Below are 19,804 nucleotides of genomic sequence, written 5' to 3' on the forward strand. Positions count from 1 at the left end.
AAAAACTAATAGTTTTTTCGTGTCATTTAGAGTGTGGCACAAAAAGATCAATTAGCCAAGGCGCAGGATTTGACGTTTACTTTTTATTACAGTTTCTATATGAGGGAAAAGCTGTGAATCCTGGTCTAGAAATAAAGTTTCTCGTCTCATCATAATACACACTCAATAATCCTGTTAAAAGGAATTGAAATCCTATATGCTGCTCTTCATCAGTATGATCGAAAAATATGTATTCAGCCTTTGCGCCTGTTTTCGGACGCTTTTTAAAAATGCTCCATTTACTCAAAGCCCCAATATATCCTATCAAATCGTCGAAATAATCCTCTTCACTTTTATATTCTTGTTGCATCTTGGCAAAAATCCAATCTTCCGTGCACTTCTCTTTTTTCTCAAAAGAATCCATTGCTACCAAAGCTAAAAACGGGCCCCTAATATTAACATTCTTATCGTTCTCACATTTACATAATGTAGCAGCTTTTTTTAACACAGATAATTCATGGGTCACATCAGTGTCATGCAAATGCTTTTTTACTGAAATAATCCCAACAACTCCTTCTGGGGGAACAATTACACTTTCCCCAAATCTCTGAAATATTGGATATTTTGCACTATCGTACACTATAATATCCAACTGTGTTGAATGCATATCTTGCTGGTCTTGTCTACATTTATTTTTAAGCCCAGTTTTTACCGCAGGGCGCAAAATAAACCCTGTCAAAACTTCCAAATCCTTAGGAAGATATCTTTTTAGATATTCTCTGATTAAAGTTTCAACATATCTTCCATCTTCTCCATTGTGATCTGCACCATTTCTATTTTTTGCTGGAATCAGCACTTGAAACTGCTTATAAGTATCAAGTAAAGCTTGCATTTCATTTGACCAATATTCTCTTATACGTTTACCATCCACAATTCATCACCTCTTATTCAACTCATTCCACACATCCACATAATCCTGCAAGCCGCCCGGACGCATCGCCATGCCTACATATCCTGCTGGCTCTTCTCTTGCGAACCTGGCAAGGATTCCTGCATCCTCAGGCTCATCAAATACCACCTGAGTCTCTGCCTTTTTACAATCTATTACCAGTTGCTTTCCATCCATGTCCGTTACGACAACAGCATCTTTTTCGCTGTCGTAAAAGCATATGTTATACACCATTTTCACCGCTCCTTTTTTGACTTGACAAATTTTTATCTGCCATTTGATTTTTTCATCATAGCCCGGCTTCCATTTTCACTCAAAAAATCATCCGAAATTGGTGTCGTAAACCTGTCGTAATGCAAACTTACTATGTGAAAAACTCAACATTTATAAGGATTTGCGGAGCAAGGCAGATATTGCCGTGGCAAACAAATAGTATTTTTATCATTGTCTTGTTTCTCCTTGTTTTGCCCCAGAATGCCCTGTTTTGCAAGGATTTCCTGGGTTATGATGATATGCTCTGAAAATGCAGATTGTGGCAAATCAGAGCAAGATTGAGCAAGTTATTACTACCTGTTAGTAGTAAAATTGGTAGTAAAATGGGAATTCTTACTACTAAGGGGTTTCACCAACTTCACTTCCGCTTGGACAGTTAATGTTCTTTTCCGGATATCCAATAGTCCCATAATCAATATAATTTCCTTCATATTTTAGCAATTTTAATATTACCCTAACCAAGATACACTCGTATACCTGACTTGTCATAAACTGTTCTTCGTAATCAATACTATCTCCAGCATATAAACCGTGCGCAGAAAAATTTCGTGCTTGCAACGCCTTCTTCTCTTTTTTACCAACGGGCATGTCTATTCCTTCAAAAAAATGTGTTAATTGTTCACTCACAGACATGCGGTTCATACCTTCAACACTTCTCTTCATTCTTTCCACATACTCCGTTCCTGCAAACTGTGTTTCCACCATTTTTTTTATTGGTTTTATTCTTTTAGAAAAATCTTTTTTGTCCATAAGCACTGTTTCTGGATTAATTTCAACTTCTTCATACCACTTTCTTTTCAAATTTTCCAATGCAGCGGAAAGTATAGGTAAGTCCATAGGCTGTGTAACTTTTTGAGCATACCAATATGCCGAAAAAAAAGAAGCAAAATCAAGTTTCTCATATAATTCCGAAAATGGCTCTATATATTTTTGAATTGTATCCAAATAATTATGAAGAAACGATACATCATCTTTAATAGGCGTCTTTGCCCCAGATATACATTCTTTTTTTTATATCAAAACCATATGTCCCTGGATTTTTCATAACGAAACCGATTTGATTGCCATTTTCGTCAAATGAAGACTCCCCTACATACATCAATCTCTTTCCAACAAAAAAACTCAAATACTCTCTAATTTGTTTTCTTTCTTCTATACTTGGAATTCTTCCATACTTCTCAAAATAAGAAATACTAAGATTGGTACTCCATGAAGGTCCATATTTGTTCCCAACAAAATGAATGTCAAATCAGAATAAATGTATCCTTCGCTTCCATCAGCACCGTGATAGTATCCACTTCCATCAGAATATTGATAAGACTCTCCACCCTCATCATCACCATTTATAAATCCGCAGTCATCAGAAAGCAGAAAATCTTTTCCGTTATTCTTCTTTGCCATGTTCTCACCTCGATTTCAGTGTTATTATCCACCCCATTTCTCAATGCGATTTATCGTTGTACCTGCAAGCCTTCTGCAAAAGAGCTGTTGTACTTGAGCATATTCTTTCGGGCAACTTTCATTGCTTCCACAGATTCTTCTGCCTTTTTTATAGATTCTGCAATGGTTTTTTTCTCTTTGCCCTTTGCAACATCTTTCTTTAATCTGAGTTCCACAAGACCCTTTTCGACTTCAGTAATATTCTGAAGATATTGCTCATACACGCTGTTAGAAAACTCGACATCGTGTTCATCATTAAGGAAAATTTCTCGTACAGAAGTGAGCAATTTTGCCGATTGCATAATGGTATTTTTCTTACCTAAAAGTCCTGCTGAACCAACAGCACCACCGGCTCCGGCACCAACCCCTATTCCAAGTGCAGCTCCGCCGCCAACGATAGCAATTGTTCCACCAAGCATTCCAGCACCGCCTGCTGCTATAGCACCTCCACCAAGATATGCAAGACAGGCGCTGGTCAATGCTGCCCCACTAAGCCCGGCAAAATTTGAGCCTACCAATGCCACAGCAATCGGTCCCGCAAAGGCACCCGCAGTTGCAACAGTAACTATTGAGATAACCGCAGTGATGGACAGAGACGTAATCACAGTCTTAAGGACCTCATTAAGTTCATTCATTCGCTTGTCATAAGACTTACGCAATCGTTTTACATATTCTTTTTCACAATACTTGCCCGTAAATTGCTCGTTTAGGAATCGGTCACCTTCGCTTTTTTTGAAACCGTTAATCGGATTGTTCAGATGCTTGTATTTTTTGCACGGTACATCATTACCTTTTTTATCCTTCTCCATTCCAAGCGGATAATACGGTTCAAACAACATTGCTTCAAGAAGAATTAATCGATACCACGGTTCATTAGGATTTTGTCCGGCAATGCACTGTTGCAATTCATCCATAGTGTACCAATGCATTTTCGCTCCAGGAACCTGTGTAAAACTCTCAAAACCATCAGAGATAAACTTCGCCCAGTCTTGAAGCCATGTAGTTTTCAGTTCTTTAACGCCTTCTCTGGTTATAGGAATGTTGGTACGCTCTATATCATTGAGTGTTTTGTAATATTCAAGGTTATAAAGTATCTCTGTCTGCTCCAACGAAAGACCGAGTTTATCCATCTGTATATCCATGTCTGCTCCTATTCTTTTATAGATATCTGCATCGGCCTTTCTGAATGTCTGCTGCTTTATATTCTCATACACATCTCGAACCTTTTTAACATTTCGAGCCTTAAGTCCCCAACTCACATCAGAACCGATAGCAACCGCAAATCTTCCCACACCTACATAATTAATGGATACCCAATATTTTTGTGTTGCAATTGCCTCACCCATATCAAGTGCAGTAAATACCCCCGTTGAAACAGTCAGCATACGTGCAATGGTCGGGTTGTTTGCGGGCTTAACAGAATTCCAGTCAATCTTCTTCATGTCTGCAAGGCAACTCACACATTTTTCTTTCATTGCCATTGCAAGTCGTCTTATAAAATAAAATGCACGCACAATGCACTCGTTAGCAATTACCGGAACAGCCTGTTTACATAATTCCACAGCAACACCAAGTTCGCCACGCAAATCAAATTTAACAACGGACTCCTTGATAATCTGTCCATTTTCATCACGCTGCATCATAAGCGTACCGTTAAACAACTTTGAAAGAAAGAGGGACAATGACATATCATCATCGACCTTTATATCCTTGAAAAACGGTATTGCCGAAATCTCCTTTGCCAAAGCAAGGATTGGTCCAGGAATTCCCGTACCACCGGTAACACCCGCCGTGCTGCTTGACCCAGCAACATCACTTACAAGATGGAAGAACCATGTTATAGTTCCCATTAAAATCTTCTGCGGTACATCCTTTCCAATGAAAGGCTTGCTTTTTTCCGGAACATCAACAACAAGGAATACCCCGTTAACATCTGTTCCATATGATTTTTCCGTAAACTGCGTTAATAAAGAGAATGCCAAACCTACAATTGTTGGATGGTGAGCAAAATCTCTCAGATGATGTTGCAGTCCACCACCGAAATCAGGTGTATTTCCATCACTCGGAATTGGGAATCGTTTCTCCAACGCTTTCACTGCGGATTTTACATCATCAAATTTCTCGCCCTCAAACATTTCTGCTGTCCTTTTTACGAAGGCATCCACTTTATCACTGGCAATACTGCGTCCATTCGTCAGATCAAACTCTCCGACCCAAAGAATGTCCAATAGGCCACAAGCAATACCACTTGCAATTGCGACAACATAATCCAAGTTATCCGCCTGGCTTGATAATAATTCAATCTGACTATTCAAATCATAAATGGCTTTATCAAAATCAAATTCTTTTGAGCCGATAAACCCATCATAGGGTATCAATTCACATTTTATATCCACATTTTCCTTGCTCAATTTATATTACCAGGCCTTTCTCCGCTATCTACAAGTTTCCCTTGCCCTCCATTTCCGCATCCTTACCATAATGCTAATTTATAATTTAGTCAATCATGATTTACTAAATTATATTTTACTATATGCCATATATAAAAACAGACCGCGCATCCTTATTAGATGCGCGGTCTGTTCTATACGATAATCCCCTTTTGCTTTTGATACCTTTGGTATCATTTCATAAATTATATAAAACATCTCATGAATTGTCAATAGTACTTTCATTTTTTGTCGTTTTTTCAAAAATTATAAAAGTACTATCGTCTCCCGCCACACTTCGCACAAACTCTCCAGCCTCCATGCCGCATTGGCCGGGCTGGTGGAGGGCAGCACCGTGGCTTCTATGCCGGTCAGGGGCAGCTGATATTTTCGATAAAGCTCTCCTGCTTTGTTACCGTTGGCATAGATCCGCGTGATCTGTGATTCCGCCAGGATCCTTCGAATATCCGTCGGCTCCACATTGCGGATGCTACTGTCGCTGGATCCCTTAATATCGCAGCTCTGGATTACATCCCAGACGGCAATGTGATGAGCCAGTAGCATTTTCTTTTTCTCCTCTATGGTCTCCGGCACCGGTTCCCCGCACAGATCTGCCATCACTTTCCAGAAACGGTTCTGCTTATGGCCGTAATAAAAATGGTTCTCCCGGGATTTCACCGAGGGCAATGTTCCCAGGATCAGCACCAGCGAATCCGCATCGTACACCGGTGCAAACGTGTGCTCAATATGTTCATATCCTGTCATGCTGTTTTCCTTCTTCCTTATGGCTGTCCCTGTCTTTCAGCAGATATCGGGCCGCAGGAATTTCCACGATCAGAGTAACCGCTACCGCCACCGCCGCAGACACCACGATAATCAGTATCTGATATTTCCACTGCCATACACGGTCACCTGTCATATTGGGCGGCGTATCCCCGCTCCAATAAGGAATTCTTTTTTCTTTCAGCCAGACGGCGATCATCTGATGCCAAAGATACAGATTATAGGAAAATTTGCAAAAAAGTGATGCCACCCGGTTGGAATATAGTTTCTGATAATATTCTCCCGCACAGGCCGTACTGAAAAGGAACAATGCAAACAGAAACGACTGCACCAGCCGGCTCTGCAACTGAACTGCCTGCAGATTCACATCCCCGTCGTATTTATGAATCATCCCGTTCATCAGAAAAATACACAAAACAGAGATCACTGTTCCTGCCAGCCGCGAGTATTTATTTTCTGTCACATATTTCTTCCACATGACATACAGGATGCAGCAAAGCATGCCATTGGCATAGATTCCCATAAACGTCAGAATATTATTTCCATAATTTCTCTCTTTTCCCGCAAAACAGTTCAGAATTACCGCAGTACTTGTAACGGAAATCATCAACATCACACTATAAGTGGCAAAGGCCCACTTGCGGAACAATCTTGCGATCCACGGCAGCAGCAGATAATAAATCACTTCCATCTGTACCGTCCACAACACACCGTTAAAAGAGGTGGATATATAAGTGTCCGACCAGTTTGGTGCAACGCAAAATACATGTGTCACAATATCCTTGCACAATGCTCCCACATTCCGATATTTATGTCCCGGTAAAATATAGAAAAACAGATCGATCGCCAACATAAAATAGTAAGAAGGCAGTATTCTTGCTGCCCTCTTTCTGTAAAATGTCTTCGTATCCGGCCAGTCCTCTCCCAGAACAATAGATCTTGCATAAGGATAAAAATTGCAGAATGCGCTGAGCAGGATCATCATATCCACAAAAACGAATCCATATCTGACCCATCCAGCTAAGTTGATCTCTGTGATTCCAATATATTTTGTGTACTCTGTTGGAATCCGAAGATACGGTGTCAGCCATGTCTGCTGCCAGAAATGAAACCACACTACCATCCCGATGGCTATGGCACGGATTCCATCCAGCACACCGATTCTGTTTTCTATTCTGTTTTTTTCATCCATGCTGTATTCCCGCCGTTTCTGATTTTCTGCTGCTTCCTATCTGTCATGTTCCAGTCTCCACCTGATACATCTGGTGAGATAATCCACGTAATCCGCATTCTTACACATTTCCTTGCCGAGAGTATCGGAGATCTTTGCCACATCCATGCCGTTGCAGGCAGTGGTCTTCATGACAATATTCAACGGTTCCTCGCAGGTATCATTGGCAATATAGGTTCCGATACCGAAAGCCACGGTCACCCGGTCCCGGAATGCCTTACGCAGTTCATCCGCCCGTGCAAAGTCCAGACTGTCACTGAACAGCAGGGTCTTGCGCTTCGGATCAATTCCCAGGGATTCATAATGAGCGATCATCTTCTCGCCCCAGGCAAAGGGATCCCCACTGTCATGCCGCACGCCGGAAAACAGAGTGGAATAGGTCAGCTGGAAATCTTTCAGGAAACAATCCGTGGTGATCGTATCCGTCAAAGCAATTCCGTTCAAAATGCCATACTCTTTCACCCAGGCATCCAGGGCATACCAGTTGGAATATGCCGGATTGTGCTTGTGATTGCCCTGCCCGGTACACATGATCCATTCATGGGCCATAGTGCCTACCGGTGTCACGTTCCATTTCTTTGCCAGATAGACATTGGAGGTACCAATGCAGGCGGAGTCCTTATAATCCTTATTATGACCCACCAGCTCCTGTACTGCCAGTTCCTGTGCCTCTGCAGAGAGACGGCGTCTCAGACCGAATTCACTGAAATTTCCAAGGCAATACGTTCCGTCCACCAGCTTCTGTAGCTTGTCTGCCAGACGCTCCCGGAAGGAGGCATACAGCTTCTCATAGTCATAATTCATACGGAAAAATACTTCATTAACAATAGCCAGCGTCGGGATCTCATACATAGAAGTATTCAGCCAGGATCCCTTGGTCTCGATGGTCAGACCGCAGTCCGCCTCCGTGCCGATCTCAAAATCCTCGTATCTGGGCTGCCACAAACGTAAAAAATCCACATAGGAACCCTTGATCCATTTTACGTTCTCCAGATAAGCCAGTTCCTCTTCCGTAAAACGTAAGTCACAATAGGCCCGGATCTGCGCCTTGATTTCTTCTACCATTTCAGATGTGAAAAATACATCTGTATTCCTGCATTTGAAGGTCCAGGTAGTCTTATAAGCGCTGAACTGGTGGTAGATACACTGTCCCATAGAGAACTTGTACATATCATTTTCCAGTAAGCTGTTGATGATCTGTGGTAATTGCATGATTTTATCCTCTTTCTCTCTTAGATTCACAACTGTGTAAATATGATATGTTCTCTAAATCACATCCGCCTGGATCGGTCCCATAGCTGCGATGGCCGTCTGGTGCGTCTGGGGTGTCACACAGGCACAGGCCTTCTCAATGACACACACTCTCGCTTCCGGTACAAATGCCTTTGCCATGACCACATTGCTTAACACACAGATTCCGGTGCAGAATCCGGTAAAATCCACTTCCATGGGATATTCACCCTCTGCTGCCTCTCCTGCTGCCGTCACCTCTTCCCAGATTGCCTTCAGCGTATTTCCAAAATCCAGACTGCCAAAAGTAGGCTTTTTCACCGTAAGGATCTGTTCCGGCGCATAATGCTCCTGTACCGCCTTCATGATATCCGGATGGATCTTATATCCTTCTGTGCCTTCCTGTCCGTGCAGAACGGGCAGACGCTTTCCTTCCTGGGTGTGCAGATAATCCGCCGTATGGGTATCCTTTGTAAAGATCACCTTGTAGTATTCCCCGCTTTCTGCTGCCGCAACGATATACTTTACCGCCGCCTCGCACTCCTTGTTTCCCAGCGCCCCAGTGATGAATTCGTTCTGTGCATCCGTGATCACTAATACTTTCTTTGTCATGTCCCTCTCCTCTACTCGTTTTTCTATAATGATGCCGGGGCAAAAGCCCCCGACTTTGCACAAAAAGCAGGCAACCGCATCCTGCGACTACCTGCTTCTATTACTTATAGAAATAACTTCTTCACTTTTTCTGCATCAAATACAACTTCCTTTACCCCGTCCACTTCGATCTGATACAGGGCATTGGCTGCCAGATGCTCCGCCGCCTGCTCAAGGTCACGGATTCCACTGGTGTTGGAATAGATCTCCACCACCGCATCCAGTCCCTCTTCGGTGAGTGTGCATTCGTCTGCCTGCAGTCCAATCCTTTTCAGCACCTTCGGCAATGCAAATCTGGAGAAAATGATCTTCTTCTCCTCCGGTGTGTAATCCGGGATATCGATCACTGCAAAACGGGACATTAACGGAGCACTGATCTGCTCCTTGTCATTGGCAGTGGCGATGGGGTAGACACCAAAGGTGGGAACGGTACATTCCATATAGTTGTCCGTGAATCCCAGATTGTCAAGCAGTGTCAGAAGCACATCCGCCGGATTGCCGTTACCCTTGCCGTTTGCCGCCTTGTCCAACTCATTGATGATGAATACCAGATTAGACTCTCCCGCCATGGAAAAAGCCTCCATGATAATGCCCGGCTTGGCATTGGCATAGATTCTGGAGCTTCCGGTCAGCTGCTCCGGATCGTTAATGGAACTCATGTCTAATGTTGTCCAGGGCAATTTCAGGATCCTCGCCACCGCATAAGCGATCTGGGATTTACCGGTTCCGGCCGGACCCACCAGAAGCAGTCCGTAAGCCGGTAAGGTGTGAGTACGGTTAATCTGGATAATGGTCTCCATGATCCGCTGCTTGACTCTCTCCATGCCGTACAATTCCTCGTCCAGGATCCGTCTGGCTTCCATCGGATCAATGGCTTCGAAGTAATTGCCCTTCCACTGAATGTTCATCATGATGGACAGCGCTCTCTGGGCATGTCTTCTCTCTTCCGGAGACACCTCATGGGATCTGGCCACCGCCAGATTTCTTCTGGCCCACAGGCGGATGTTTTCCGGCATGGTCCTTCCAGCACATGTCATGAAATCGGAGATACTCTGAAGGCTGGTAAGCTTCATATCATCGCCGTCTTCCTCTTCGTCCTCCCCCTGTTCCTCTTCTGCGGGAGCACTGCTGGCGAACAGTCTTTCCATCATGAACTGTAAAAATCCATCTTCTGCCGAAAGCTTGGTTCCGCCGCCAAATGCAGTCTCTCGGATCTTGTATACCGCATAGCCTTCTTCCCGGTTTTCCCCGGAAAGCCGGACATTGATGTGATTTTCTCCTAACCATCTGACGAGGCTTACGAATCTTGCATCGATCTGTAAAATATCGGCATAGGCACTGCTGCCCTCTTCCCTGAATTCGAAATTCGTGCGTTTGTTCTGATTGCCGAAGACACCGATAGCATGGTGCTTCCACGGTTCGCTGCTGTTGTCCAGGATCAGGATCGGCTTTTCGGGACTTGCCGCAGCCTCATTGGAACGGAACATGGTATAGGTGCATACGGGATCCTGCTTCTTCTCATTTTCCGGAATACTGCTGAAATCAAATACCGGCATTGTCAGCCTCCTTTTTTCTCGCCTGAATCTTCTCCTCATCGATCAGCTTGAACTGCTTTACCAGATTGGTCATATTCTCGGACTGAGTCAGCAGTTCCTCACTGGTAGCGGATAATTCTTCTGCTGCCGCAGAGTTGGACTGTACGATCTCGGAGATCTGGTTCACACCGCTCTCCGCCTGATTCATGGCATCTGACTGAGCAGCTGCAATCTGGGTCAGTTCCTCAGAATCCTGTGCGATCCTGCGGACGCCTTCCACGATAACGCTCAACGTCTGGGACGCATGATCCACAGCTTCATTGCCGGCATGGATCTCCTCCAGTGTACCGCCGATCAGCTCTCTGGTATTGACAGCGGACTGCGCACTCTGCTCTGCCAGCTTACCAATCTGGTCTGCCACCACAGCAAAACCTCTTCCGGCCTCTCCCGCTCTGGCTGCCTCAATGGACGCATTTAAGGACAGCAGATTGGTCTGACTGGCAATATCCTCGATCTCACTGATGATGTTGCTGATCTTCTCGGAAGTCTCGTTGATCTGTTCCATGATCTCCATCAGATGATTCATCTCGGTACGGCCTTCATCTGCCTTAGCAGAGTATTCCTGTGCCTGCCTGCTGGAATTCTTGGTATGCTCTGCAGTATTGTCTACCATAGAGGCAATATTAGTAATGGTTGCCTGTAGCTGCTGTACGGCTCCGGCCTGCTCAGTAGCGCCCTCTGCCAGAGACTGTGCGGCATCTGCCAGGCTTCCGGCACCCATGGATACCTGGCCGGATACGGAATTTACATTGTACAATGCTTCGTTCATCTTATATTTGATATCTCTCAGGGCTTCCTTCAATTCATCCAGATCCCCTGCATAGAGATCGGGGTAAAGAAATTTTACCGTCCAGTCACCATTTGCCATGGCATTCAGAGCCTGCTTGATATCCTCAATGATCATTCGCAGATTTTCAGCCATTGCAATGGCGGCACGATTCATCTCTGCCACTTCGTCCTCTGTCTTTACTTCCGGGAACTCTGAAGACAGATCACCTGCAGCAAACCCATCCAGTCTGTCTGCCAGCGCTTTCAGCGGTCCGGCGATTCCTTTGGCTATTCTTTTTCCCGCTTTTTCAGATCCCGCAAAGCCTACTCCGATGATCAGAAGGATTACGATAAAAATAACCACACGGAAAACATTCAGTTTGGCTTCCATGGCATTTCCGTTCGTTACACTGCTGTCCAACAGGCTCGTCATATCTGCATAGACCTGCTGGAACACGGGATCCATCTGTTCGCCTGCCATCTGCTGTGCCTGCATCCGCTTAGCAGAATCGGAAGCTGTTCCCAGTTCCAGTATCTGTGCCTCGATCTGCTGATAAGAAGCTACGCCGTCCTTGATCTGCTGGTAGGTAGCTCTTCCCTCATCCGTGATCATGTCATCTTCCAGGGCACTGATATAGGTATCCAACTGTTCCGCCGTCAGGTCATGGGCATTTTTTGCTGTAGCGATCAGTGTATCGTCATCATAGCCGATGGCGGCACGGGTCTCACTCCGCATCTCCGCGATAACGATCATCGCCTTACCGATGTCACCCTGCGCGAAACCGTAATGCTTCAAGGCGTAGGAATACTGATAACTCACGATTCCCATGGCCACACAGGCGATGACACCCGTCATGCTCAGCAGTATCGTGGTCTTACGAAATACTTTCAATAGGCGCTTCTCAATGGAGAGCTTGTTTAAACTGTTAAATCTGTCCGTTCTGTCCATTCCAATGTTCCATCCTCTCTGTAAACTGTGTGTAAAAATCTATCGTCCCCTCATACGGCAATAAATAAAACAGACGCAGCAGCAGGAGATTTTCTTCCCTCTGTTTCCCTTCGTCTTCTCCTGTCAGTCTTTCTTCCATGGCATGTAACAGGTCATGCCATTGTAAGGTAAATTGCTGATTGCGGGTCAGATCCGGAGTATCGATCCATTTACTGACTTTTATCTTGCTGCGGTTCTCCTTTGCACATTCCCCGGTCTGGAGAAAATAGGAAAATCCTCCATTTTCATAATATCTTCCCAGCGGAAATAGCCGGCAGATTCCGGGACGGTACGGGTGAATACTGCATCGACCCTCTCCGTCCAGATACGCACAGGCTTCCTCTGCTCCCTGCATTTTCAGATTCGGTAAGATCACACCGTCCACCACATTGAGCTCCACCGATGCCGCTAATAGCTCCTGCATGCTTTTCCCCATTCCTGTAGTCATCCGGTACACATCATAGGGATCCAGGATAATGGAATTGCCCATGCCGTGACAACACCGGGAACAGCCATTGCAACCACCGCAATCCGCTTTTACCATATCATTTGCTTTGTATAATCGGCCATCGGATATCTCCGCAAGACTTACATTTCGCTTCATATCTACACCATCAGCCTCTCTGTGCCTTGCGTTCCATGATCTCCTTCAGGCTCTCGGTGTAAGGCGCTCTTGCCACACCGTACTCTGTTACGATTCCAGCGATCAGTTCATGATCCGTTACATCAAAAGCGGGATTGTATACCTTTACACCTTCCGGGGCCATGCGCTCCTTATACCACATCTCGGTGACCTCTTCCGCCTTGCGCTGCTCGATGCAGATATCTGCGCCGGTAACGGTAGCCATGTCAATGGTAGATGTAGGTGCACAGATATATACCGGTACACCGTACTGCTTTGCTACCGCTGCTACTACGCTGGTGCCGATCTTGTTGGCCGTATCTCCGTTAGCCGCCACTCTGTCACAACCCACGAACACTGCCTGTACCCAGCCCTTGGACATTACAGAAGCAGACATATTGTCGCAGATCAGTGTGACATCCACGCCCGCGGAATGCAGTTCAAAAGCAGTCAGTCTGGCTCCCTGCAACAGGGGTCTGGTCTCATCCGCAAATACATGGAAGTTATAGCCCTTCTCCTGTCCCAGATAAATCGGTGCGGTTGCAGTACCATATTTTACGGTTGCAAGTTGTCCTGCATTACAGTGAGTCAGGATGCCATCTCCCGGTTTCACCAGTTCCAGTCCAAATTCTCCGATTTTTCGGCATACTTCCACATCTTCTGCCCGAATCTGCAAGGCTTCATCATGCAGGATTTCCTTCACTTCTGCCACTGTTTTGTGTTCTTCTCTGCCAGCCTTCACAGCCACGGCATTCATACGCTTCAATGCCCAGGACAGGTTGACTGCGGTGGGTCTGGAAGAATCCAGATATTCCTTATATTCGGTAAATTTCTCATAAAACTTTTCAAAATCTTCGGTCTCGATGCGGTTTGCCAGCAGATAAATACCCAGTGCCGCCGCTACGCCGATGGCCGGAGCCCCTCTGACTTTCAACAGATAAATGGCATCCCAGATTTCCTGTGCCGTATGTAAAGCGATCAGTTCGATCCTGCCGGGTAATAAGGTCTGGTCTATGATGATCACCGCATCCTGTGCTTCATCCAGTGCCACGGTGTCGTAATCGAGAATTGTTTTTTCTTTTTCCATAGGTACTCCTTTATATATGTTTTCGTAATTGTCAGATCCTTACGGTACCTTCCCGGTTAATTTTCATGCCGGATAATATCGGCAAATTCTGCTTTCGCTGCCTTGGCCAGATCCTCCGGTGTCAGACGGATCTGAGATCCGATCTTGCCGCCGCTGACATAGATCTGCTCCTGTGTCTTTGCGCTTTCATCGATTCTGGTCACGTACTGCTTTTTCATGCCAATGGCAGTACAGCCGCCGCGGATATAACCGGTAATGGCGTTAATGTCCTTTACGTGGATCATTTCCACGCTCTTTTCCCCTACCGATTTCGCTGCCTTTTTCAGATCCAGCTCCGCCGCAATAGGGATAACGAATACAAAATAATTCTTGCTGTTGCTCACGGTGACCAACGTCTTATAGACCTGTTCATAGGGCAGGGATAATTTGTCAGCTATCTGAAGACCGTCCACGAATTCCTCACACTCGTAGGTGTAATGGGTATAAGGAATCTTCAAAGATTCCAGAATCCGCATTGCGTTGGTCTTTACTTCTTTTTGTTTTGCCATAAAACTACTCACGCCTTTCAACAACCTGCAAACTTTGAGCCGAAGGCACAAATTTGCAGGTGAAAAATTTATTTTTCACCTTGTTACCCTTGGTATCATTTTATTTTACTATTTTGCTTCCCTCAGCGCAAGCATACAAGGCAAGAAACTTGCACAAGTTGCATCAGTTTTTTGCAGAAAAGAACTCCGCCCGACTCCCGGACGGACCGGGGAATCAGGCGGAGTTCTTATATGTTTTTAATCCGTTGTTACGAATTAGTTTGCTGCCTTCTCAGCCTTTGCAGCCTTCAGCTGCTCGGTCAGAGCGGGAACTACCTTGTTCAGGTCGCCTACGATACCGTAGTCAGCCACATCGAAGATAGGCGCGGTCTCATCCTTGTTGATGGCAACAATGAGATCAGACTCTTCCATACCTGCTACATGCTGAATAGCACCGGAGATACCGATTGCAAAGTAAATCTGAGGACGAACGGTCTTACCGGTCTGTCCAACCTGCAGATCCTTGGGCTTCCAGCCATTATCTACAACTGCACGGGAGCAGGATACGGTACCGCCAAGAACCTCTGCCAGATCGTCCAGGATCTTGAAGTTCTCTGCGCTGCCAACTCCACGTCCGCCGGATACCAGGATCTTAGCATCCATGATATCAACGGTATCGGATACAGCCTTAACGACTTCCTTGATGGTTACATATTTGTTGTTCGGAGTAAATCCGGGATTGTACTCTTCGATTACAGCCTTTGCACCTGCGATAGGAGCGATCTTCTGCATAACGCCGGGACGAACGGTTGCCATCTGAGGTCTGTTGTCGGGGCAGGCGATGGTAGCGATGGTGTTACCACCGAATGCAGGACGGGTCATCAGCAGCTGGTTGTGCTTCTGCTCCTGTCCGGGGATAGCAACGAGAGGGAAATCACCGATCTCAAGTACAGTACAGTCAGCAGTCAGACCGGTCTTAACTCTTGCGGAAACGGTAGGGCCGAGGTCACGTCCGATAGCAGTTGCACCTACCAGAACGATCTCAGGCTTATATTTCTCGATAACAGATGCCAGTGCATGTGCATAAGGCTCGGTTCTGTAAGTCTCCAGTTCGGGATCGTCCACAAGGATTACCTTATCTGCGCCATACTCAGCCAGCTTATCTGCCAGATTCTTTACATTATAACCGATCAGAACCGCGGTTACCTCGGTCTCCAGCTTTGCAGCCAGCTCTTTACCTTTGCCGAGCAGCTCCAATGCGATACCGCTGATCTCATTGTCTACCTGCTGGGCGAACACATATACACCCTTGTATTCTTCAATATTATTGGTTACCATGGTTTGCCTCCTATATTAGATGATGTGCTTTTCTTTGAATTTAGCCACAATGTAAGCTGCTCCGTCTTCAGGGGAATCGGGAACGATCTTCTCACCTGCGCCCTTACGAACCTTATCGGATGCCTTTGCAATCTTGGTAGGAGATCCCTTCAGGCCAAGGTTGCTGTCATCAACATCTTTCAGATCAGCTCTGCCCCAGGTAGTGATCTCTGCCTTGCATGCATCGAAGATTCCGCCGGGAGTCATATAACGAGGCTTATTCAGCTCGGACAGTGCAGTGATCAGGCAGGGCATCTGAGCCTCTACTACATGATATCTGTCATCATACTGTCTCTGAACGATCACCTTGTCTCCCTCAACCTTGATGTCCTGTGCATAAGAGATTACGGGAAGTCCCAGATGCTCAGCGATCTGAGGACCAACCTGTGCGGTATCACCATCGATTGCCTGACGACCGGTAATGATCAGATCATAGTCAAGGTTTCTCAGTGCACCTGCAATGGTAGTGGAAGTAGCCCAGGTATCAGCACCGCCCAGTACTCTGTCGGTAACCAGAATTGCTTTATCAGCGCCCATAGCCAGCGCCTCACGAAGAGCATCTGCTGCCTTGGGAAGACCCATGGTCAGTACGGTAACTTCTGCGCCGAACTCGTCCTTCAGCTTCAGTGCAGCTTCCAGACCAGCCTTATCATCGGGATTCATGATAGCAAGCATTGCGCCTCTGTCAAGAGTTCCGTCAGGATTGAATTTAACACCGCCCTTGGTATCGGGCACCTGCTTAATACAAACAACAATCTTCATTGTATTTTCTCCTTACTTTTCTAATAAAATTTCCGACAAATGCCTGCTTGCTTATTTCAGCAGATCTGCGGAGATAACCATTCTCTGAACTTCGGAAGTACCCTCGTAGATCTCGGTGATCTTTGCATCACGCATCATACGTTCAACTTCGTACTCTCTGATGTAACCGTAACCACCGTGCAGCTGAACAGCCTTGGTAGTAACTTCCATAGCAACCTCAGCAGCATACAGCTTAGCCATAGCAGCTTCTACAGAGTAAGAGATCTTAGGATTGGTCTTGTACTCGTCCTTCTTGCGTGCAGCCTTGTATACCAGCATCTTGGCAGCTTCCACCTTGGTAGCCATATCAGCCAGCTGGAACTGTGTATTCTGGAATCCGGAAATGGACTTTCCGAACTGCTTTCTTTCCTTGGTGTAAGCAACGGTTCTCTCCAGAGCGCCTTCTGCAATACCCAGAGCCTGGGAAGCGATACCGATACGTCCGCCGTCCAGAGTGTGCATTGCGATCTTGAATCCCTGTCCCTGCTTACCAAGCATATTCTCCTTGGGGATACGGCAGTCGGTGAAGATCAGCTCGTAAGTGGAAGAACCCTTGATACCCATCTTCTTCTCTTTGGTACCGAAGGTAAATCCGGGAGTACCTTTCTCAACGATAAAGGAAGAAATCTCCTTCATCTTTCTGCCTCTCTTCTCTACGATACCGGTAACTGCGATCACGATATATACATCAGCTTCTTTACCGTTGGTGATGAAGCACTTGGATCCGTTGATGACCCACTCGTCACCATCTAATACAGCCTTAGTCTGCTGTCCCTGAGCATCGGTACCTGCACCGGGCTCGGTCAGACCGAAAGCACCGATCTTACGGCCGCTTGCCAGATCGGGAACATATTTCTTCTTCTGATCCTCAGTACCGAAGGTCATGATAGGATCGATACACAGAGAGGTATGTGCGGATACGATAACGCCGGTGGTTGCACAAACCTTGGAAAGCTCCTCAACACACATAGCGTAGGTCAGGGTATCACAGCCCTGTCCGCCGTACTCCTTGGGAACGGGAATTCCCATGAAGCCGTACTTAGCCATCTTCTCAACGGTCTCTCTGGGGAAGGTTTCGGTCTCGTCAACTTCCTGCGCAAGAGGTTTTACTTCGTTCTCGGCGAACTCTTTGAACAGCTGTCTCGCCATCTCATGCTCTTTGGATAATGTAAAATCCATGATGTTAATCCTCCATTGTTATTTATACTTGGTTGTAATTATGAACTTAGACTGTCCAGAGCCGTATCCGGCTCCGAACAGTTATTTTACCTTTTGCCTACTGTGCATCCACAGGAGTCTTGGTGCGGTCTGCATTGTATACATAGAAGCCCTTGCCGGTCTTCACACCAAGGTTACCGCCGCGAACCATCTTACGGATCAGAGGGCATGCACGATACTTGCTGTCGCCGGTCTCGTTGTACAGAACATCCATGATGGCAAGGCAGATATCCAGTCCTACGAAATCGCCCAGTTCCAGGGGTCCCATGGGATGATTAGCGCCCAGCTTCATAGCTGCGTCGATACCTGCGATATCGGATACACCTTCCATCTTGATGAAAGCTGCTTCATTGATCATAGGGATCAGGATACGGTTAACAACAAAGCCTGCTGCCTCGTTTACCTGAACAGGGGTCTTGCCGATCTCTTCAGATATCTTCTTGATGGTGTCTACGGTCTCTGCGGGAGTATTCACACCTGCAATTACCTCAACCAGCTTCATACGGTCTGCGGGATTGAAGAAGTGCATACCGATCAGAGGACGGGTCAGTCCGTTGCCGATCTCGGTAATGGAAAGGCTGGAAGTGTTGGAAGCAAATACACACTCGGGCTTGCAGATCTTGTCCAGTTCACCGAAGGTGGTCTTCTTAACTTCCATGTTCTCAAATGCAGCTTCTACGATCAGATCGCAGTCTGCACACAGATCTTCCTTCAGGCCCGGAGTGATCTTAGCTACGATAGCGTCAACAGCCTCCTGAGTCATCTTTCCTTTTTCTACCAGTCTTGCATAGCCTTTTACGATCTTGGCCTTGCCGCCGTCAGCCCACTCCTGCTTGATATCGCAAAGAGCTACTTCATATCCGTCTACCTGGGCAAATGCCTTTGCAATGCCCTGTCCCATAGTACCTGCACCAATAATACCTACTTTCATGGTAAATCCTCCTGATTTTATACTTTTATATTCGTAATGATTAGCAGTTCTTAAAAGGCTCTTTTACCTTCTCCTTGTTCTTGTCAAGGAAGAAAGCCATACCATACTTCTGATCTTCTGTCTCGAAGCAGTCACCGAACAGCTTCTCTTCGATCACTACTGCCTGATCCATATCTGCATCCAGGCCTTCGTTAATAGCCTTCTTGCAGTTGCGGACTGCGATGGGAGCATTCTTTGCAATGGTGGCTGCCATCTTCTGTGCTGCTGCCAGCATTACTTCCTGTGCACTCTTTACCACATTGCCATCTGCATCTACTTCTGCGCTGTAAACTTCGTTTACCAGACCGATTCTGTAAGCGTCTGCTGCCTTGATATTGCGTGCGGTGTAGATCATCTGTTTTGCCATGCCTGCACCTACCAGACGAGCCAGTCTCTGGGTTCCGCCGAAGCCGGGAGTGATTCCCAGTCCTACCTCGGGCTGTCCGAAGACTGCATTGTCGGAACAGATTCTGATATCACAGCTCATGGAAATCTCACATCCGCCGCCCAGAGCAAAGCCGTTGACAGCTGCGATCACGGGAATGGGGAAGGTCTCGATCTTGCGGAATACATCGTTACCCTTCTTGCCGAATGCCTCGCCCTCTGCCTTGGTCAGGCTGCTCATCTCTCCGATATCTGCACCTGCCACGAAGGACTTACTGCCTGCACCGGTGATCACCAGACAACGAACCGTTGCCAGATCTACTGCATCCAATGTAGCGTTCAGTTCATCCAGTACCTGAGAATTCAGAGCGTTCAGTGCTTTCTCACGGTTAATGGTGATGGTTGCCACATTACCATTCTGCTCATACAAAATGTAATCCATGTTTTTACCTCATTTCACATTTCTATTCGTGTTTTCAAAACCACACTAAGGCGATAGAGA

At 46.2% G+C, this 19,804-nt stretch carries 19 protein-coding genes; all 19 read right to left on the reverse strand.

What is annotated here, in order from left to right:
- Window positions 1–76: 76 nt before the first annotated feature.
- Window positions 77–910, reverse strand: a complete 834-nt coding sequence (locus OCV96_RS17910) for a DUF6602 domain-containing protein (protein WP_262595075.1) — start codon at window positions 908–910, stop codon at window positions 77–79.
- A 6-nt stretch (window positions 911–916) separates the two neighbouring features.
- Window positions 917–1,162: a hypothetical protein gene (locus OCV96_RS17915; RefSeq protein ID WP_227732497.1), complete on the reverse strand. Its 246-nt coding sequence runs from the start codon at window positions 1,160–1,162 to the stop codon at window positions 917–919.
- 378 nt (window positions 1,163–1,540) lie between these two features.
- Window positions 1,541–2,038: a hypothetical protein gene (locus tag OCV96_RS17920; RefSeq protein WP_227732499.1), complete on the reverse strand. Its 498-nt coding sequence runs from the start codon at window positions 2,036–2,038 to the stop codon at window positions 1,541–1,543.
- A 315-nt stretch (window positions 2,039–2,353) separates the two neighbouring features.
- Window positions 2,354–2,602, reverse strand: coding sequence for a hypothetical protein (locus OCV96_RS17925; RefSeq protein ID WP_262595076.1), 249 nt, complete (start codon window positions 2,600–2,602; stop codon window positions 2,354–2,356).
- A gap of 50 nt (window positions 2,603–2,652) precedes the next feature.
- Entirely contained in the window at window positions 2,653–5,052 is a 2,400-nt protein-coding gene (locus tag OCV96_RS17930) for a hypothetical protein (RefSeq protein WP_262595077.1), read from the reverse strand.
- A 285-nt stretch (window positions 5,053–5,337) separates the two neighbouring features.
- Window positions 5,338–5,835 carry a DNA-deoxyinosine glycosylase gene (locus OCV96_RS17935; RefSeq protein WP_117465507.1) on the reverse strand — a complete coding sequence of 166 codons (498 nt, stop codon included), beginning with the start codon at window positions 5,833–5,835 and terminating at the stop codon, window positions 5,338–5,340.
- Complete coding sequence (locus OCV96_RS17940; RefSeq protein ID WP_262595078.1) at window positions 5,822–7,045, reverse strand: acyltransferase family protein; 1,224 nt, start codon at window positions 7,043–7,045, stop codon at window positions 5,822–5,824. The genes OCV96_RS17935 and OCV96_RS17940 overlap by 14 nt, the downstream gene beginning before the upstream one ends.
- Before the next feature lie 36 nt (window positions 7,046–7,081).
- On the reverse strand, window positions 7,082–8,296 hold the full coding sequence (pncB, locus tag OCV96_RS17945; protein ID WP_262595079.1) for a nicotinate phosphoribosyltransferase: 1,215 nt from the start codon (window positions 8,294–8,296) through the stop codon (window positions 7,082–7,084).
- 54 nt (window positions 8,297–8,350) lie between these two features.
- A complete protein-coding gene (locus tag OCV96_RS17950) occupies window positions 8,351–8,926 on the reverse strand; it encodes a cysteine hydrolase family protein (RefSeq protein ID WP_118504856.1) in 576 nt (191 codons plus the stop codon).
- Between the two features lie 104 nt (window positions 8,927–9,030).
- The gene (locus OCV96_RS17955; RefSeq protein ID WP_227063911.1) at window positions 9,031–10,521 is read right to left on the reverse strand and encodes an AAA family ATPase; all 1,491 of its coding nucleotides are present in this window, start codon (window positions 10,519–10,521) and stop codon (window positions 9,031–9,033) included.
- Complete coding sequence (locus OCV96_RS17960) at window positions 10,508–12,277, reverse strand: methyl-accepting chemotaxis protein (RefSeq protein WP_262595080.1); 1,770 nt, start codon at window positions 12,275–12,277, stop codon at window positions 10,508–10,510. The genes OCV96_RS17955 and OCV96_RS17960 overlap by 14 nt, the downstream gene beginning before the upstream one ends.
- Complete coding sequence (locus OCV96_RS17965) at window positions 12,255–12,920, reverse strand: YkgJ family cysteine cluster protein (protein WP_022313177.1); 666 nt, start codon at window positions 12,918–12,920, stop codon at window positions 12,255–12,257. The genes OCV96_RS17960 and OCV96_RS17965 overlap by 23 nt, the downstream gene beginning before the upstream one ends.
- Before the next feature lie 10 nt (window positions 12,921–12,930).
- Window positions 12,931–14,025 (reverse strand): S-methyl-5-thioribose-1-phosphate isomerase, encoded by a 1,095-nt coding sequence (gene mtnA, locus OCV96_RS17970; RefSeq protein WP_022313178.1) that lies wholly within the window; start codon window positions 14,023–14,025, stop codon window positions 12,931–12,933.
- Between the two features lie 56 nt (window positions 14,026–14,081).
- Window positions 14,082–14,573 carry a Cys-tRNA(Pro) deacylase gene (gene ybaK / locus OCV96_RS17975; protein ID WP_262595081.1) on the reverse strand — a complete coding sequence of 164 codons (492 nt, stop codon included), beginning with the start codon at window positions 14,571–14,573 and terminating at the stop codon, window positions 14,082–14,084.
- A gap of 255 nt (window positions 14,574–14,828) precedes the next feature.
- Window positions 14,829–15,890: an electron transfer flavoprotein subunit alpha/FixB family protein gene (locus tag OCV96_RS17980; RefSeq protein WP_022313180.1), complete on the reverse strand. Its 1,062-nt coding sequence runs from the start codon at window positions 15,888–15,890 to the stop codon at window positions 14,829–14,831.
- A 15-nt stretch (window positions 15,891–15,905) separates the two neighbouring features.
- Window positions 15,906–16,691, reverse strand: coding sequence for an electron transfer flavoprotein subunit beta/FixA family protein (locus tag OCV96_RS17985; RefSeq protein WP_022313181.1), 786 nt, complete (start codon window positions 16,689–16,691; stop codon window positions 15,906–15,908).
- A gap of 51 nt (window positions 16,692–16,742) precedes the next feature.
- The gene (locus OCV96_RS17990; RefSeq protein ID WP_022313182.1) at window positions 16,743–17,909 is read right to left on the reverse strand and encodes an acyl-CoA dehydrogenase; all 1,167 of its coding nucleotides are present in this window, start codon (window positions 17,907–17,909) and stop codon (window positions 16,743–16,745) included.
- A gap of 97 nt (window positions 17,910–18,006) precedes the next feature.
- The gene (locus tag OCV96_RS17995) at window positions 18,007–18,879 is read right to left on the reverse strand and encodes a 3-hydroxyacyl-CoA dehydrogenase family protein (protein ID WP_022313183.1); all 873 of its coding nucleotides are present in this window, start codon (window positions 18,877–18,879) and stop codon (window positions 18,007–18,009) included.
- Window positions 18,880–18,919: 40 nt separating this feature from the next.
- Window positions 18,920–19,744: an enoyl-CoA hydratase-related protein gene (locus OCV96_RS18000; RefSeq protein ID WP_022313184.1), complete on the reverse strand. Its 825-nt coding sequence runs from the start codon at window positions 19,742–19,744 to the stop codon at window positions 18,920–18,922.
- Window positions 19,745–19,804: the final 60 nt, after the last annotated feature.

This window comes from Waltera acetigignens (assembly GCF_025567015.1).
Lineage (GTDB): Bacteria > Bacillota > Clostridia > Lachnospirales > Lachnospiraceae > Acetatifactor > Acetatifactor acetigignens.

What these genes read in the sequence shown, in the direction of transcription:
- OCV96_RS17955 (WP_227063911.1), bottom strand. Translation starts at nt 10,521, where the DNA reads ATGCCGGTATTTGATTTCAGCAGTATTCCGGAAAATGAGAAGAAGCAG.
- OCV96_RS17995 (WP_022313183.1), bottom strand. Translation starts at nt 18,879, where the DNA reads ATGAAAGTAGGTATTATTGGTGCAGGTACTATGGGACAGGGCATTGCA.
- OCV96_RS17960 (WP_262595080.1), bottom strand. Translation starts at nt 12,277, where the DNA reads ATGGACAGAACGGACAGATTTAACAGTTTAAACAAGCTCTCCATTGAG.
- OCV96_RS17985 (WP_022313181.1), bottom strand. Translation starts at nt 16,691, where the DNA reads ATGAAGATTGTTGTTTGTATTAAGCAGGTGCCCGATACCAAGGGCGGT.
- OCV96_RS17935 (WP_117465507.1), bottom strand. Translation starts at nt 5,835, where the DNA reads ATGACAGGATATGAACATATTGAGCACACGTTTGCACCGGTGTACGAT.
- OCV96_RS17965 (WP_022313177.1), bottom strand. Translation starts at nt 12,920, where the DNA reads ATGAAGCGAAATGTAAGTCTTGCGGAGATATCCGATGGCCGATTATAC.
- ybaK (WP_262595081.1), bottom strand. Translation starts at nt 14,573, where the DNA reads ATGGCAAAACAAAAAGAAGTAAAGACCAACGCAATGCGGATTCTGGAA.
- OCV96_RS17925 (WP_262595076.1), bottom strand. Translation starts at nt 2,602, where the DNA reads ATGGCAAAGAAGAATAACGGAAAAGATTTTCTGCTTTCTGATGACTGC.
- OCV96_RS17915 (WP_227732497.1), bottom strand. Translation starts at nt 1,162, where the DNA reads ATGGTGTATAACATATGCTTTTACGACAGCGAAAAAGATGCTGTTGTC.
- mtnA (WP_022313178.1), bottom strand. Translation starts at nt 14,025, where the DNA reads ATGGAAAAAGAAAAAACAATTCTCGATTACGACACCGTGGCACTGGAT.
- OCV96_RS17940 (WP_262595078.1), bottom strand. Translation starts at nt 7,045, where the DNA reads ATGGATGAAAAAAACAGAATAGAAAACAGAATCGGTGTGCTGGATGGA.
- OCV96_RS17980 (WP_022313180.1), bottom strand. Translation starts at nt 15,890, where the DNA reads ATGGTAACCAATAATATTGAAGAATACAAGGGTGTATATGTGTTCGCC.
- OCV96_RS17950 (WP_118504856.1), bottom strand. Translation starts at nt 8,926, where the DNA reads ATGACAAAGAAAGTATTAGTGATCACGGATGCACAGAACGAATTCATC.
- OCV96_RS17920 (WP_227732499.1), bottom strand. Translation starts at nt 2,038, where the DNA reads ATGGACTTACCTATACTTTCCGCTGCATTGGAAAATTTGAAAAGAAAG.
- OCV96_RS17990 (WP_022313182.1), bottom strand. Translation starts at nt 17,909, where the DNA reads ATGGATTTTACATTATCCAAAGAGCATGAGATGGCGAGACAGCTGTTC.
- pncB (WP_262595079.1), bottom strand. Translation starts at nt 8,296, where the DNA reads ATGCAATTACCACAGATCATCAACAGCTTACTGGAAAATGATATGTAC.
- OCV96_RS18000 (WP_022313184.1), bottom strand. Translation starts at nt 19,744, where the DNA reads ATGGATTACATTTTGTATGAGCAGAATGGTAATGTGGCAACCATCACC.